Source organism: Candidatus Pseudothioglobus sp. uisw_070 (assembly GCF_059512545.2).
The window spans coordinates 387,464-402,241 of record NZ_CM183456.2; the positions used below are offsets into that span (position 1 = coordinate 387,464).

Here is a 14,778-nt window from a genome sequence, read left to right on the forward strand (position 1 = left end):
ATATTTTTCTTTAATTATTTATTTTTAAAAATTCAATCACAGCATTTTTACCAGTTTTTTCTAAACCCGCTTTTGAAAAATGAATCCAATCATTTTTCCTAAAATTATCTTTTTTATTATCTGATAATTCCAACAGGATTGCTCCATCAATCTCACTTGAAATTCGATGGGTAGAATCACGATTCATCTCTAATAATTCTATGAATTTTTCTTTATCCCAATTGATTACATTGAATGGCTTTTTTATCAATTCTTTATTAAAAATCCAGGGAATTAGAATTGGAGTAATGTTGTGAGCAAGAGCAATATAACAAAATGAACGTAAGTAGTCTTCGTATGTTTTAACAGAAGTTTGTATTTGGTCAAATGTCATATTATATTTATCTTGACAAGATATATACGACAATAGACTAGATGGTTTTACAAAAAAGCTTCTTAAATAAAGCAAAGAATATTGATATATAAAAGAAATTCTAATATTTGGTAAAAGGTTTAAAAAGTTATCAGATGATGGAAAGGATGGAGGTCGACGTGCGTGAGTATAATCTGGAGTAAAATTTGGAACTGCTTGGATACACCATGCGTCATTTATACCCTGATAAAGAATAGCATAGTCAGGTTTATAAGGCACACATTTAGTTAATAAATGTATTGTTGATTCTAGAATAGTGTAACCACTACAACCCGCATTTAAAACTTCATAACTTTCTTCTTTGTCAGCCTTATTTAGGGCACTTTCCATCGCTTTTGGCCAAGTGAGCTCTTGATTAAAAAGTGGCTCCATATCTAAATCATTTTGCTCAACTGTTGAACCTCCACAGACAACGATTCTAATTGTATTTAAATTTTTGTCAGCTAATATATTTACCCGTTTTCATAAATTTAACTTGACATCTAAACATATCACTTATCATTTTTAAATATGCATCAATTCCATACTCGATAGTGAGTTGGTTATTTTCAAGATATCCAATGTATAATTCCAAAAAATTATTAAACTCTTGGTTAAAATTAGAATCTCTCATATCAATAAAAGATTCAATTTTCTTTTTTTGAAAAGGAGATTTTAGATAAATATAATTTAAAACGTAATCAACATTATTCATTGTTAGTTTTGCTCCATAAATATATTAGATTGAATATTATTTTTTCTTTAATGTGGATTATAAACAATTTAAAATTTTACCAGTAATGTAGAAACAGTCTAAATTTTGTTTGATTGGAAATGGAGGTTTTAATTCTATAATGTGTTGAATACTACTCGACCGTGACCGAATGAATTTGTATTGTACCCTGTTTACCAGTACAACCCCAGTTATAGAATTTTCTATCCAATTTCAAACCAATTCATTAATATACGATAAAGGATACAGTATTCGTCAACAGATGATTTATTGTCTTATCCTGTTGATGAGAGAGGAGGGGTTAGGATATAGAAGAATTAGTAAGAAGTTAAACCAATGGGGAATCAAAACTCATAGAGGTAAAGAATGGTTTAATACTTCTGTGTCTTCTGTCTTGAAAAGGAAACATGAAAGGGATGATCTAGTAGACAATCTAAGAAATAAACATTACCCATCTAAAGTTTCTAAGATGGAATTGAAATACTATACTTTTGACTAATCCATAAGTACAATTCATTCTATGAAAATGAAAAAGTGTCCCCATTGTTCAGAAGAAATTCTATCTTCTGCAACGGTATGTCGTTACTGTAATAGGAAAACCACTAAAAGTAACATCATTCTTAACATTATAGGGTTAGGTGTTCTTATATAATCTCTAGATTAATTATTTGAAAGTATAAGAAATGCCAATTGTAAAAGTCCTTAACTCAACTGAAAAATATCAAGCAATTGCAAAGAACCTATCGCACAGAAATGAACTCTCTGGAAGAGGAGACAATATAAAGGAAACTCAAACAAGAGTATCTTTTATAAAAAAAAATATTTCATCTTTAAATAGAAAGTTTTGTTCCTTTTCCGATATTGGGTGTGGAGATGGTTCATTCATTTTGGCATTGTCTAAGTTAAGTGAAATTAATTTTGGAATACTACCTACAGAGGAGGAGGTTGATGTTGTCACTAATTTACTAAAAGCAAATGAATCGAGTTCAAAGGTATCTATACAACAAGGTCTTTCAAATAACCTACCATTTTCAAATAACAGTATTGACTTACTGCTTTGTAATAGTGTTCTTCATAGTGTTGGATTTAATATGGAACTTGTAAGGAAGTCTATTTCTGAGTTCTCACGAGTTCAAAGTAAAGACAGTGTTCTTTATATTGGTGAAATCCCTGAAACTAATGAGATGGAAGGTAGAAATTATGGAACATCGTTTTTGAAATACTTAGTTTGGGTAGTTAATAATAGAGGTTTATTAACAGCACTAAAAGAGTTAGTTAAATATTTGAGATGTTTTTTTTCGTCTAATTGGTTATATACCATACAACCATGCAACATATTTTTTTGTGAAAAAATAAACTTTATTAATTTACTAAACTCTTTTGGGTATGAAGTAGTTAAAATCTACTCAAGTCATAATAATCGTGAGGTTAATGAATCAGATGAAGTGGGGGGGAAGATTGGATTACCTCTGTATTAAGAAACATTAGGTTTAAATTAGTGATGTTTTTTTTTGCATCTATTTGTTAGAAAGAACAACCCAAAACCAAGCAATAAAGATGAAATTGAGATATTATCATTTTGATTGAGTAACCATTTCCAATACCCAATCTAATACATATCTACAATTCCTTTCAGTCATAATCACTATTGAATTGACAAAACCATCTCTGTCAATCTTTACAGAATAATGACATCTTTTATCACCACCAATACCTAAGGTATTTAATCCCTTTACAAGATTGTAAGATGGTACTTTCCAGTTCTCAACAATCCTTTGTACATCTAATGGATGTTGTTTTTCAACATAATCAAAAAGAATGGGTGGATTGGATTTCTAAATATGGTGAAGATTTTAGTAAAAGATTTGAAAAACCCACTATTGATTTAATAGAAGGGATAGTAAGTAAGATAGTCGTTTCACCAGTCATGGGTGAAACTAGGGATGGTAAAGAAACACAAAGAGGTCATATCTTTAATATCAAATTCAAACTACCAATAGTCAATGATGGTATTGAATATAAGAATGATAAGAAGAAGTCAGATGGTTATTCTTTGAAGGATGGGAAGAAATCTACCAAGACAAACGAACTAAAAGTCAATAATGGTAATAGGTATAACCATGTCTATGTTGAAGATGATTCTAAAAAAAAAGTTGACTTGACAGGGTACAATACAAATTCATTCAACGGTAACTGATTTAGCTAAATTTCTTGGTTTATCAATATCTGTGCCCTTAACAATAGCGACATAATAACTTAACAATTGAAGTGGTATGGTAAAAATAATTGGGGCAGTTATACGACCTATATTAGAGATGATTGGGATTATTTTCATTCCTTTCATTGGTATTACTTTTGAATCTCTATCCTCAAATACTAACATTTGTGATCCTCTAGATTTGACCTCTTGTAAATTAGACTTGAGTTTATTAAGTAGTTCATCGTTAGGGGCAATAGCAATAACAGGAATATTATCATCGATAAGAGCGATTGGACCATGCTTTAGTTCTCCTGCTGGATATGCTTCAGCATGGATATAGCTAATTTCTTTTAACTTAAGTGCTCCTTCAAGGGCTATGCCATACATTGTCCCTCGTCCTAAAAACAATGCATTCTTTTTATTTTTAAATTCAGTGGCTATTTTTTTAATTTTATTTCTTTGCAATAGGGCATCATTGACAAGACCTGGTAATTGTTTTAAACCATTAATGATGGCTTTTTCCTGCTCTCTTTTAATAGATTTTTTTACTACACCTATAGAACATGTAAGAAGAGCGAGGCCAACTAGTTGAGTGGTAAACGCCTTTGTGCTTGCAACTCCAATTTCAGGCCCAGCCTTAGTTAAAAATGTTAAATCAGAGATTCTAGTAATACTGGACTCTGCAGAATTGGAGATGCAAAGAATGGTGATTTGTTTGTTAATTTTTTTTACGATTTTTAATGCTTCAAGAATATCTGCAGTTTCACCACTCTGTGAAATAGCTACCAAAAGAGTTTTATCAAGAATGATTGGTCGTCGGTAGCGGTATTCACTTGCGACTTCAACATTACAAGCTATTTTTGCGATGTCTTCAAGCCAGTATTTTGCAACTAATGCAGCATTATAGCTTGAGCCACAAGCTATAATTTGAACTCTTTTGATTTTTTTAAAAATTTTGTTAGCCGTATCACCAAAAGTAGCAATTACAACTTTATCTTCTGTAATGCGTGACTCTAATGTGTCTTGTATAGCTTGTGGCTGCTCAAAGATCTCTTTTTGCATAAAGTGATCATAAGTACCTATATCAAGCTGACTATCATTTAAATTTGAAATTTTAATTGGTCGTTCAACTTTATGCCCTTCCTTGTTAAAAATAGTAACTTTTCTTAAAGTCAGTTCAGCAATATCTCCATCTTCTAGAAAAATAAACTTCTTAGTAACTGACAATAGTGCCATTTGATCAGATGCAATATAGTTTCCATTATTACCAATACCAATTAAGAGAGGTGATCCTTTTCGTGCAGCAATTAATGTATTTGGATATTTTGAAGAAATAATCCCAAGCCCGTAAGAACCTTCAAGGGTTTTTAGTGCGTTTTGTACTGCCTCTATAAAAGAATTAGATGACTGAAGAGTGAGGTGAATTGCATGAGCAATAACCTCGCTATCAGTATCAGAAGAAAACTTATAGCCTTGTTCTTGTTGTAACTCTTTTATATCAATGTAATTTTCAATAATTCCATTATGTACTATACTAATGGAATTATTGGAGATGTGAGGGTGCGCATTTTTATTCGAAGGTTCACCATGAGTAGCCCACCGAGTATGAGCTAATCCAGTTGTTCCTTGCATTTTACTAGTATTTAATTTTTTTTTAAGATTACAAACTTTTCCAACTTCTCGCTCTCGGACTAGTTTGTGATTTTTGGATAGAGTGACAAGCCCAGAAGAGTCATATCCTCGGTATTCTAATCTCTTTAAACCCTCCAATAGAATAGGAGTAATATCCGAATTTGTTATACCACCAACAATGCCACACATAAATTGATTTAAATTGATTTTAAGGGGGAATATTATATATAAATGAATAGTAAGTTATGTCAATAATAGGGAATTTAATTTTTTTCCCTTCTACATATAGTTTGCAAGTTTTTACGAAGCATGATAAATAATCACATAGTAATGAGCTGAAATTATTATTGTTATGTCTTTAAAACTTTCTTGTTTAATAATATATTACATTTTAAAATGTACTGCTTATAAATATAATTATTAGCAAACATATTAGTTTAAAATCATCCATAATTCAAGCTTTTATAGAAATGTTTTGTTTTTACAATTTATACAAAATAAACACTAGGATAAACATTGTCTAAAATAGACTTTTCCAAATATCAAACTTTAATCTTTGATTGCGATGGGGTTATTCTTAACTCTAATCAAGTTAAGACAAAAGCATTTTATAACGTCGCTAAAATATATGGTCATCAGCCTGCACAAGCATTAAAAGACTATCATATCTTAAATGGTGGCATATCACGCTATCAAAAGTTTGAATACTTACTTACAAAAATCTTAAAAAAAAGAATTGAAATGCAAGAGTTAAATATGCTTTTATTCAGTTTTTCTAAAGAAATAAAGAAGGCTTTATTGATTTGTGAAGTGGCTGAAAATATTAAAGAATTTAGAGACTTAACTAAGAATTCTAAATGGTTAATAGTATCTGGAGGAGATCAGGTTGAACTTAGAGAATTGTTTCGTAAAAGAAAGCTAGATAGCCATTTTGATGCTGGTATATTTGGAAGCCCAGATGATAAAAATCAGATTTTAAAGAATGAAATTTATAAGGGTAATATCGTGGGAAAAAGTCTATTTATAGGCGATAGTATGTATGATTATCAAGCTGCGAAAAATGCAGATATAGACTTTGTCTTTTTAAGTAAATGGACAGAGGAAAGTGATTGGAAAAGAAAATTCTCTAATATTAATGTATTTATGGATTTGTCAGAGCTTAGGGAACAATGTATTCAATAAAAAAACTTTGGAATCATTTTTCTAAATTAAGAAAAAAGCAATTTTCTCTCTTACTTATTCTAATGTTGTTATCCTCTATAGTTGAGGTTATTAGTATAGGCGCAGTATTTCCATTTTTAGCGGCACTAACTAATCCAGATTTAATCTACTACCATCCAATTGTACAACCCTTAGTCTATAAATTGGGATTCACACAGCCAGATCAAATTATCCTTCCTTTCACTGTAATTTTTATTACTGCAGTGGTGTTTTCAGCTCTTGTTAGACTTACTTTACTATATTCAGTCACAAGACTTTCATACGCGGCTGGTGCAGATATAAGTATTAATATTTATCGGCGGACTCTTTACCAAGACTATCAAGTCCATCTTTCACGAAATAGTAGTGAAATTATTAATGGAATTATTAACAAAACAAACACGGTTATTGGTGGAATTCTGAACCCAGTTCTAACTTTAATTAGTTCAATTGTAATATTGACAGGGATAATGATTGCACTTTTTTTGATAGATACAAAAGTTGCTTCTGCTATTTTTATAGGCTTTGGAGCGCTCTATGGAATTGTTATTTTTTATACTCGAAATCGCCTTAGATCAAACAGTGAAAGCATAGCTGGACAATCCACTCTAATGATTAAATCCCTTCAAGAGGGTTTAGGGGGAATTCGTGATGTGATAATTGATGGTAGTCAGGAATTTTATTGTAAGCTTTATAGGAAGTCAGATATTCCTTTTCGCCACGCTTCTGGCAATAATCAATTTATTGCCGGTTCACCTAGATTTATAATGGAAGGAATTGGGATAACTATTATTTCAGTAGTTGCTTATTTCTTGATGCAAGAAGGAGGGGTATTCATTCCAGTTTTAGGAGTTTTTGCACTTGGTGCCCAGCGGATTCTCCCTTTACTGCAACAATCATTCAGTACATATGCAACTATTAAAGGTGCAAAATCGTCTTTTGATGATGTTTTGAAGCTTTTAGATCAGCCACTTTCTAATTTCAAAGTTCAAAGTAACCAAGACTCTTTAAGATTTGAAAAAGAAATATGTTTAAATAATTTGGATTTTCAATATGCTGAAGACTCACCATGGGTATTAAAAAATATCAATCTAAAGATTAGAAAAGGTGAATGTATAGGCTTTATAGGGCCCACTGGAAGTGGAAAAAGCACTCTTATTGATATTATTATGGGATTATTACCTCCAACAAAGGGCCAGCTAATAGTTGATAATCAAATAATTGTTGACAATAATAAAGCTTTATGGCAGAAGAAAATTTCTCATGTTCCCCAAAATATTTTCCTTTCAGATGGAACAATAGAGGCGAATATTGCTTTTGGAGTTGCTAGCAATGAAATTGATTCAGATTTGATTGGTAAGGCCGCAAAACAGGCCCAAATTTTTGAACTAGTGAAAACTTGGAAACAAAAATATAATACAATTGTTGGTGAGAGAGGTGCTCGATTGTCTGGAGGACAAAGACAAAGAATAGGAATTGCTAGGGCATTGTATAAAAATACAGAAGTATTGATTCTTGATGAAGCAACTAGCTCTCTTGATAGTAAAACAGAGGGGGATATAATGCGTGAAATCGAAATTTTAAATAAAAATCACACAATTCTTATAATCGCACATAGAATATCGACATTAAAGTCATGCGACCGTATCGTGGAGATTAATAAGAGTGGTAGTATTAAAATTATAGATAAAGAAAATTATTTTAAATCTAAATTGCTATAGAGGTGTTAAAAATATGTTAAAAAATTCATCAATTTTGATTACTGGAGGTACTGGATCGTTTGGTAATTCATTCGTCCCAATGACACTAAATAAATATAATCCTAAAAAAATAGTAATTTTTTCTCGCGATGAAATGAAGCAATGGGAAATGGCTAAATTGTTTAAAGGTGATGATCGTGTTCGTTTTATGATAGGAGATGTAAGAGATAAGGATAGACTTTATAGGGCGTTAGATGGTATTGATTATGTTGTTCATGCCGCAGCTACTAAGATTGTTCCAACTGCGGAGTATGACCCATTTGAATGTGTTAAAACTAATGTGATAGGTGCTATGAATCTTATTGATGCATGTATAGACAAGGGCGTTAAACGTATTGTTGCCTTGTCAACTGATAAAGCAAGTAGCCCTGCAAATTTATATGGAGCGACTAAACTTACTTCTGATAGGTTATTTGTATCTGGTAATTCCTATAGTGGCAGCCATAGTACTAGCTTTTCAGTTGTAAGGTATGGAAATGTTATGGGCTCACGCGGCTCTGTCATTCCATTTTTTATGTCTCTTTCTGAAGGTGATGTCTTACCAATTACAGATAATCGTATGACTAGATTTATGATTTCCTTAGAAGAGGGAGTTACATTGGTCTGGCATGCTTTTGATGATATGAACGGAGGTGAAATTTATGTTAAAAAAATTCCTTCTATGAAAGTTACTGATATTGCATTAGCAGTTAATAATAGCGCTAAGCAAGAAGAAGTTGGTATTAGGCCAGGTGAAAAACTACATGAACAGATGATAGGTCTGGAAGATGCGCTTTATACTTATGAATACTCTGATAATTTTAAAATATTACCTTCTATTAATGACTGGAATATCGATGCTAAAAGAATAGGAACTGGTAAAAAAGTACACCCAGAGTTCACGTATTGTTCTAATAATAATAAAGTGTGGATGGAAATTTCTGAACTCCAAGAGTGGATTGAGAAACATAAAAATAAAATTGGAAATATATAAGAATGATTCCTTATGGAAAACAGAGTATTAATCAGGATGATATTGATGCGGTTGTTAATGTTTTAAAATCAGACTTTCTAACTCAGGGGCCGAAATTAACTGAATTTGAAAGCGATTTAGCTAGCTATTGTGGAGCAAAATATGCTAAGTCAGTAACTAATGCTACCGCTGCTTTGCATTTAGCTTATTTAGCTATTGGATTAGGAAAAAATGATATTGTTTGGACAACACCTAACACCTTTGTTGCAACAGCAAATGCAGCTTTATATTGCGGTGCAACTGTTGATTTTGTTGATATAGATCCAAAAACATATAACTTATCTATTGAGTGCTTAAAAGAAAAACTAATACTTGCAAAAAAAGAAAATAAACTACCTAAATTGATCGTGCCAGTGCATTTTTCGGGCCAGAGTTGCCAGATGAAAGAGATCTGGAAATTAGCAAAAGAATATGGCTTCAAGGTTATTGAAGATGCAAGTCATGCTATAGGTGGTGAATATCTTGGCAAAAAAATAGGGGGTTGTGATTATTCGCATATGGCAGTATTTAGTTTTCATCCGGTCAAGATGATAACCACGGGCGAAGGTGGTGCAATTATGACAAATGATAAGAAGCTTGATGAAAGAGTTGAGTTATTCAGAAGTCATGGTATTACTAAAAATTTAACCCTGTTTAATAATAAAAGTGATGGTGATTGGTATTATGAACAACAAGTGCTAGGTTTTAACTATCGTTTGACTGATATACAGGCAGCATTGGGAATAAGTCAGCTAAAAAGGTTGGATAGTTTTGTAGAAAAAAGACGAGAGATTGCAAAGCATTATTTAACTGAATTAAAAAATATAACTTTGCCTTATCAACACCCTGACACCAATTCATCGTGGCATTTGTTTGTAGTAAAAATTAAAGATAGAAATGAGATTTATAAACAACTAAAATTGCAGGGGATTATGACGCAAGTTCATTATATTCCTGTAAGCCAACAACCTTTTTTTAATCGAAAGCCTCTTAAAAATAGTAATAACTTTTATCAGCATTGTTTAAGTTTGCCAATTTATGCAGATTTAACAAATCAACAGCAACTAAAAGTTATTAACAACTTATGAGAAACAAACTGGTACTAGGAACTGCTCAATTTGGTTTAAATTATGGTGTTACTAATCAGAACGGCCAGGTAACAAAAAGAGAGGTAAAGAATATCTTGGGTTTAGCTAAATATAACGATATTACCTCACTGGATACAGCTGCTGATTATGGAAATAGTGAGGAAGTACTGGGTGAAATTGGCATTCATAATTATCAAATTATTACTAAAACTATACCTCTTAAAGGTGAAGTTAAAGAGGTTATAGATGGTTTCTATCAATCTTTAAATAAACTTAATATAGACAAAGTAGAAGGCCTATTAATTCATAATATTGATGATGTAAAAAATAAAAATTTTGACCTTTTATTTGAAAGATTAAATCAATTGAAAAAAGATGGTTTAGTTAAAAAAATTGGTTTTTCTACTTACATGCCTGAGCAAATTAACTTTTTATTAGAAAACTTTGATTTTGATATAATTCAATTACCATTTAACATTTTTGATGCGCGCCTTATCGAAGGTGGGCAACTTAAGGCTTTGAAAAGTAGAGGTTTAGAGATTCATGCTAGAAGTATATTTTTACAAGGCATTCTATTAGATTTTTATCACTATTCAAGTTATTTTTTAACTTGGCAAAATCAATTTAAAAAGTATCAAGTACTAGTTAAAGATAGTGGCATGTCTTTACTGGAATATGCGCTGAATTTTGCATTAAATACCCAAGAAATAGATAAAGTTCTGGTAGGGGTTAATAGTGATATTCAGTTAAATGAAATTTTACAATCTGTAAAAAAATCAGAAAGTATTGATTCTTTCCCTATTAACGATATAAATCTATTAAATCCAAGTTTATGGAAAATATGATATTAGCAATATTACAAGCACGTTATTCCTCATCAAGATTGCCAATGAAGGTCTTAAAGCCTATATTAAATAAGCCAATGTTGCTCCATCAAATTGAAAGGTTGCAACATTCCACATTGATTGACAAGATAGTTGTGGCAACTTCAGTAGATGTTTCAGATGATATTATTGAGGAAATGTGTATGGATAATAATATTGAGATATTTAGAGGAGATTTAGATAATGTCTTAGACAGAGTTTATCAATGTGCTAAATTTTATAATCCTAAGTATATCGTTCGTTTGACAGGTGATTGTCCTTTAACTGACTGGCAGGTTATAGATGAAATGATTCAGTATTGCTTAGAAGGTAGTTTTGATTATGTTGTAACATCTTTAAAATTTCCAGATGGGTTAGATGCAGAAATTATAACAATGGAAGCTTTGATTGAAACAAAGAGAAAGGCTACTTTACCTTCAGAAATTGAGCATGTGACGCAATATATTGTAAATAGACCAGAAGAGTTTAATAATAAAATATTCGAACTTAGTCAAGATTTATCTCATTTTCGCTGGACAGTTGATGAGCCTGAAGATTTTGTTTTAGTTGAGAAAATATACCAAGCTTTGTATAAAGAAAATCCATTTTTTTTAACTAGTGATATTTTAAATTTATTTCAAGAGATGCCAGGTCTTGTATCTATTAATAGTAAATTTATTAGAAATGAAGGCTTAGAAATATCATTAAGAGCAGATAAGGAATTTTTAAAAAATGTATAAAAAATCAGAAAAATTACTGGAAAAAGCTTTAAAGTCTATCCCTTTAGCATCTCAAACTTTTAGTAAGAGTTTGACTCAATATCCCAGAGGCGTTTCGCCTTTCTTTATTGAGAGGGGCAAAGGGGCAAAAGTAGTAGATGTTGACGGTAATGATTATATTGATTTTGTTAATTCATTAGCTGCAGTGACTTTGGGTTATTGTGATAAAGATGTTGACAAAGCGGTGCAAGAACAAATGAAAAATGGAGTTACTTTTTCTTTGCCCCATACTTTAGAAATGAAAGTTGCAGAGAAATTGATTGAAATTATCCCTTGTGCTGAAAAAGTCAGATTTGCAAAAAATGGAACAGATGCAACAAGTGCCTCCATTCGTATTGCTAGAGCTTTTACTGGTAAAGAGCATATTGCAGTATGTGGTTATCATGGTTGGCAAGATTGGTACATTGGCTCAACTGCTAGAAATTTAGGTGTCCCTCAAGGTGTTAAAGAGTTGACACATAAATTTGCATATAATGACATGAATTCACTTGAACAGCTATTTCAATCTCATGAACTAGCTTGTGTCATTATGGAGCCGATGAATGTTGAATATCCAGAGAATAATTTTTTAGAAAGAGTAAAGGAATTAGCGCATAAAAATAATGCATTATTAATTTTTGATGAAACTATTACGGGATTCAGATTCTCTTTAGGTGGCGCTCAAGAATTATTTAATGTGATTCCAGATTTAGCCACTTTTGGTAAAGGTATGGCAAATGGCTATCCATTATCTGCAGTGGTAGGAAGTAATAAAATAATGCAAAAAGTCGAAGATATCTTTTTCTCAGGTACTTTTGGAGGTGAGACATTGTCTCTTGCTGCTGCTGATGAAGTTATTAATAAGTATAAGAAAGAGGATGTTATTGGCCATTTTAATGAAATTGGTACTTATCTTTTAGAGCAATTAAATCAGCTTATTGATGATGAAAATTTAGAGGATATTTTTTGGACTTCTGGCCATCCTTCTTGGAGTTTTCTTCATATTAAAGATCAAGAAAAATATAATAGTTTTGAAATAAAAACCTTTTTTATGCAAGAATCTCTTAAGAGAGGAGTTATGACTTTAGGGTCACACAATCTAAGCTTCTCTCATAATAAGGAAGAAATTGACAGGTTAATTAAAGTATATTCAAAAGTATTACCAATGATTAAAGGACATGTTAAAAATCAGAGTTTATTAGAAAATATACATGGAAAAATATTAGAGCCTTTATTTAAAGTAAGGTAAAGAAAAGCGAAAGATTATTATATGCAAGCTAAAAAGTTAACTGTATTAACTGAGGGAGGAAGGGTTTTTGGCTTTGGCCACATCACTCGTTGCCTTTCTATTAGTAGATATTTTGAAGATTTTGGGGTGATGGTAGAGTTTATTGTTGATGGTGATGATAGTATCTTGCCAATATTAAAAAATCAACCATTAATTTTAATGAACTGGCTAGATAAAAAACCTCTACTGCAAAAATTACAAGAAAGTTCTTTTGTACTAATTGACTCTTTAAGGATGTCAAATGACCAGATTGATGATATACAGAAATTAGATGCCATCATTATTTATATTGATGATGAAAAGCGTCAAAATTTTCTAGAAAAGGGATTTGTCTTGGATTGGACAATCTTAGTTGATAAAAAGAATTACTTTTTACCAAAAAAAGAAAATGTTACTTATCTTTTGGGAAGCAAATATACGCCTCTAAGAGAGGCATTTTCTAGAAGTAATAGAATCTTAATAAATAGTGAAATAAAAAAAGTTTTTATTTCATTTGGTGGGTCAGATGTGCGAAATTTGACCGCTAAAGTTTTAGAATTTCTAAGTAAAAATTTTCCAAGCTTAAAGAAAATAGTTGTTATAGGTAATGGTTTTACAAATACTAAAAGTATTAAGTTGTTCCAAGATAAAAATACAACCTTAATTTATAATGCGCATGCAGAAGAAATGTCTTCTTTGATGAATAATAGTGATATTGCAATTTCAAGTGGTGGGCAAACTTTGTATGAGCTAGTAAGTTTGGGTGTTCCTACAATTGCAATATTATTAGTTGAAAATGCTAGAGATGATACTGAAGGCTGGGCAAAGGTAGGATCCATTGATTACATTGGTAATTTTGATGACGAAGATTTGTTGCGGAAATTATTAGTATCAATGAAGATGTTAAAAAAGCAAGAAAATAGACAAAAAATGCAAAATAGTAGTAATTTTATGGGACTTAATGGTGGTAAATTAATTTTAGATGCTGTAATGAAAGATTCCAAATGATATTATTTAGAGACAGAGCCTCAACTATTTTGTATGAAGTACTCGTAACTTTAAATAAGAGTAGTAAATTTTTAATGCCGTTAAATATTTGTCATATTATTCCTGAAACTTTTTTAAAAGCTGGAATTAAATTTGATTTTATAGATATTAATATTGATACTTTATGTATGGATGAAAATTTAGTATTAGAAGCTATAAAAAATGATAGCTCTATTAGCGGTGTCTTATTTGTTAAAACTTTTGGCATTGAATTAGAAAGTGAAGCTTTTTATCAAAAGATAAAACATATTAATAGTAATATTTTTATTATTGATGATCAATGTCTTTCATTGCAGAATTTTGATTTTGATATTGATAAATCTTCCGCTTCATTATCACTTTTTAGCACTGGATACTCTAAGTATGTGGATATTGGTTATGGTGGGTTTGGCTTCTTAAAAAATAGTGAATTTGAGGATATTTTTGATGACGATAGCAAGAGTCAAGTTTTCTTGGAATATCAGATTAATATTAAAAATAAAATTCCTTTAATGAAAAAGCATAAGGCAAAATTGAACGCAATCTATCAAGAAGGAATACCCTCTGAATTGCATTTAGGCAGGGCTTTTGAAAATTGGCGGTTTTCAATTTTAATTGATAATAAAGATGACCTATTAGAGGAAATATTTAAAGAAGAGGGTTTATTTGCAAGTAGTCATTATGCCCCTATTGATAGTAGATTTATAGGAAACTCAGTCCAAGGCTCAAGAACTTATATAATATCTTCTAGAATTATTAATCTTTTTAATGATTATCGATTTACAGAGGAAAAAGCAATAAGAACTGCAGAACTTATAACTAATTTTTATGATTATACAAAAAATTGCTAGCTCTTAATAACATTATAA

Annotated in this window: 15 protein-coding genes; 12 read left to right on the forward strand and 3 right to left on the reverse strand. The window is 31.0% G+C overall.

Annotated elements, in window-relative coordinates:
- Positions 1-10: 10 nt before the first annotated feature.
- On the reverse strand, positions 11-784 hold the full coding sequence (locus AC5YGD_RS01910; RefSeq protein WP_496141858.1) for a hypothetical protein: 774 nt from the start codon (positions 782-784) through the stop codon (positions 11-13).
- 67 nt (positions 785-851) lie between these two features.
- A complete protein-coding gene (locus AC5YGD_RS01915; RefSeq protein ID WP_496141860.1) occupies positions 852-1,106 on the reverse strand; it encodes a hypothetical protein in 255 nt (84 codons plus the stop codon).
- A gap of 304 nt (positions 1,107-1,410) precedes the next feature.
- Between AC5YGD_RS01915 and AC5YGD_RS01920 the strand changes: the two genes are divergently transcribed.
- From AC5YGD_RS01920 to AC5YGD_RS01930, 3 genes are all read left to right on the forward strand, one after another.
- Positions 1,411-1,623, forward strand: a complete 213-nt coding sequence (locus AC5YGD_RS01920; RefSeq protein WP_496142338.1) for a recombinase family protein — start codon at positions 1,411-1,413, stop codon at positions 1,621-1,623.
- Between the two features lie 184 nt (positions 1,624-1,807).
- Entirely contained in the window at positions 1,808-2,602 is a 795-nt protein-coding gene (locus AC5YGD_RS01925) for a methyltransferase domain-containing protein (RefSeq protein ID WP_502319134.1), read from the forward strand.
- Between the two features lie 308 nt (positions 2,603-2,910).
- On the forward strand, positions 2,911-3,321 hold the full coding sequence (locus AC5YGD_RS01930) for a hypothetical protein (RefSeq protein WP_496141863.1): 411 nt from the start codon (positions 2,911-2,913) through the stop codon (positions 3,319-3,321).
- On the opposite strand, the gene glmS is transcribed toward AC5YGD_RS01930, so the two are convergent.
- Positions 3,304-5,145, reverse strand: a complete 1,842-nt coding sequence (glmS, locus tag AC5YGD_RS01935) for a glutamine--fructose-6-phosphate transaminase (isomerizing) (RefSeq protein WP_496141865.1) — start codon at positions 5,143-5,145, stop codon at positions 3,304-3,306. The genes AC5YGD_RS01930 and glmS overlap by 18 nt on opposite strands.
- A 327-nt stretch (positions 5,146-5,472) precedes the next feature.
- Between glmS and AC5YGD_RS01940 the strand changes: the two genes are divergently transcribed.
- From AC5YGD_RS01940 to AC5YGD_RS01980, 9 genes are all read left to right on the forward strand, one after another.
- Positions 5,473-6,138 carry an HAD hydrolase-like protein gene (locus AC5YGD_RS01940; RefSeq protein WP_496141867.1) on the forward strand — a complete coding sequence of 222 codons (666 nt, stop codon included), beginning with the start codon at positions 5,473-5,475 and terminating at the stop codon, positions 6,136-6,138.
- A gap of 62 nt (positions 6,139-6,200) precedes the next feature.
- Positions 6,201-7,877 (forward strand): ATP-binding cassette domain-containing protein, encoded by a 1,677-nt coding sequence (locus AC5YGD_RS01945; protein ID WP_496141868.1) that lies wholly within the window; start codon positions 6,201-6,203, stop codon positions 7,875-7,877.
- 13 nt (positions 7,878-7,890) lie between these two features.
- Positions 7,891-8,889, forward strand: a complete 999-nt coding sequence (gene pseB / locus AC5YGD_RS01950; protein ID WP_496141870.1) for a UDP-N-acetylglucosamine 4,6-dehydratase (inverting) — start codon at positions 7,891-7,893, stop codon at positions 8,887-8,889.
- A 2-nt stretch (positions 8,890-8,891) separates the two neighbouring features.
- Positions 8,892-9,995 (forward strand): UDP-4-amino-4,6-dideoxy-N-acetyl-beta-L-altrosamine transaminase, encoded by a 1,104-nt coding sequence (pseC, locus tag AC5YGD_RS01955; protein WP_496141871.1) that lies wholly within the window; start codon positions 8,892-8,894, stop codon positions 9,993-9,995.
- Positions 9,992-10,840, forward strand: coding sequence for an aldo/keto reductase (locus AC5YGD_RS01960; RefSeq protein WP_496141873.1), 849 nt, complete (start codon positions 9,992-9,994; stop codon positions 10,838-10,840). Before pseC ends, AC5YGD_RS01960 begins: the two co-directional genes overlap by 4 nt.
- Positions 10,828-11,598 carry a cytidylyltransferase domain-containing protein gene (locus AC5YGD_RS01965; RefSeq protein WP_496141874.1) on the forward strand — a complete coding sequence of 257 codons (771 nt, stop codon included), beginning with the start codon at positions 10,828-10,830 and terminating at the stop codon, positions 11,596-11,598. Before AC5YGD_RS01960 ends, AC5YGD_RS01965 begins: the two co-directional genes overlap by 13 nt.
- Positions 11,591-12,865 carry an aminotransferase class III-fold pyridoxal phosphate-dependent enzyme gene (locus tag AC5YGD_RS01970; protein WP_496141876.1) on the forward strand — a complete coding sequence of 425 codons (1,275 nt, stop codon included), beginning with the start codon at positions 11,591-11,593 and terminating at the stop codon, positions 12,863-12,865. The genes AC5YGD_RS01965 and AC5YGD_RS01970 overlap by 8 nt, the downstream gene beginning before the upstream one ends.
- Before the next feature lie 21 nt (positions 12,866-12,886).
- Entirely contained in the window at positions 12,887-13,891 is a 1,005-nt protein-coding gene (locus tag AC5YGD_RS01975; RefSeq protein WP_496141878.1) for a glycosyltransferase, read from the forward strand.
- Positions 13,888-14,760 (forward strand): hypothetical protein, encoded by an 873-nt coding sequence (locus AC5YGD_RS01980; protein WP_496141880.1) that lies wholly within the window; start codon positions 13,888-13,890, stop codon positions 14,758-14,760. The genes AC5YGD_RS01975 and AC5YGD_RS01980 overlap by 4 nt, the downstream gene beginning before the upstream one ends.
- Positions 14,761-14,778 lie beyond the last annotated feature (18 nt).

Coding starts and splice junctions, on each gene's coding strand:
- AC5YGD_RS01910 (WP_496141858.1), bottom strand. CDS start 784: ATGGAGCCACTTTTTAATCAAGAGCTCACTTGGCCAAAAGCGATGGAA.
- AC5YGD_RS01915 (WP_496141860.1), bottom strand. CDS start 1,106: ATGAATAATGTTGATTACGTTTTAAATTATATTTATCTAAAATCTCCT.
- AC5YGD_RS01920 (WP_496142338.1), top strand. CDS start 1,411: ATGAGAGAGGAGGGGTTAGGATATAGAAGAATTAGTAAGAAGTTAAAC.
- AC5YGD_RS01925 (WP_502319134.1), top strand. CDS start 1,808: ATGCCAATTGTAAAAGTCCTTAACTCAACTGAAAAATATCAAGCAATT.
- AC5YGD_RS01930 (WP_496141863.1), top strand. CDS start 2,911: ATGGATGTTGTTTTTCAACATAATCAAAAAGAATGGGTGGATTGGATT.
- glmS (WP_496141865.1), bottom strand. CDS start 5,145: ATGTGTGGCATTGTTGGTGGTATAACAAATTCGGATATTACTCCTATT.
- AC5YGD_RS01945 (WP_496141868.1), top strand. CDS start 6,201: ATGTTGTTATCCTCTATAGTTGAGGTTATTAGTATAGGCGCAGTATTT.
- pseB (WP_496141870.1), top strand. CDS start 7,891: ATGTTAAAAAATTCATCAATTTTGATTACTGGAGGTACTGGATCGTTT.
- pseC (WP_496141871.1), top strand. CDS start 8,892: ATGATTCCTTATGGAAAACAGAGTATTAATCAGGATGATATTGATGCG.
- AC5YGD_RS01960 (WP_496141873.1), top strand. CDS start 9,992: ATGAGAAACAAACTGGTACTAGGAACTGCTCAATTTGGTTTAAATTAT.
- AC5YGD_RS01965 (WP_496141874.1), top strand. CDS start 10,828: ATGGAAAATATGATATTAGCAATATTACAAGCACGTTATTCCTCATCA.
- AC5YGD_RS01970 (WP_496141876.1), top strand. CDS start 11,591: ATGTATAAAAAATCAGAAAAATTACTGGAAAAAGCTTTAAAGTCTATC.
- AC5YGD_RS01975 (WP_496141878.1), top strand. CDS start 12,887: ATGCAAGCTAAAAAGTTAACTGTATTAACTGAGGGAGGAAGGGTTTTT.
- AC5YGD_RS01980 (WP_496141880.1), top strand. CDS start 13,888: ATGATATTATTTAGAGACAGAGCCTCAACTATTTTGTATGAAGTACTC.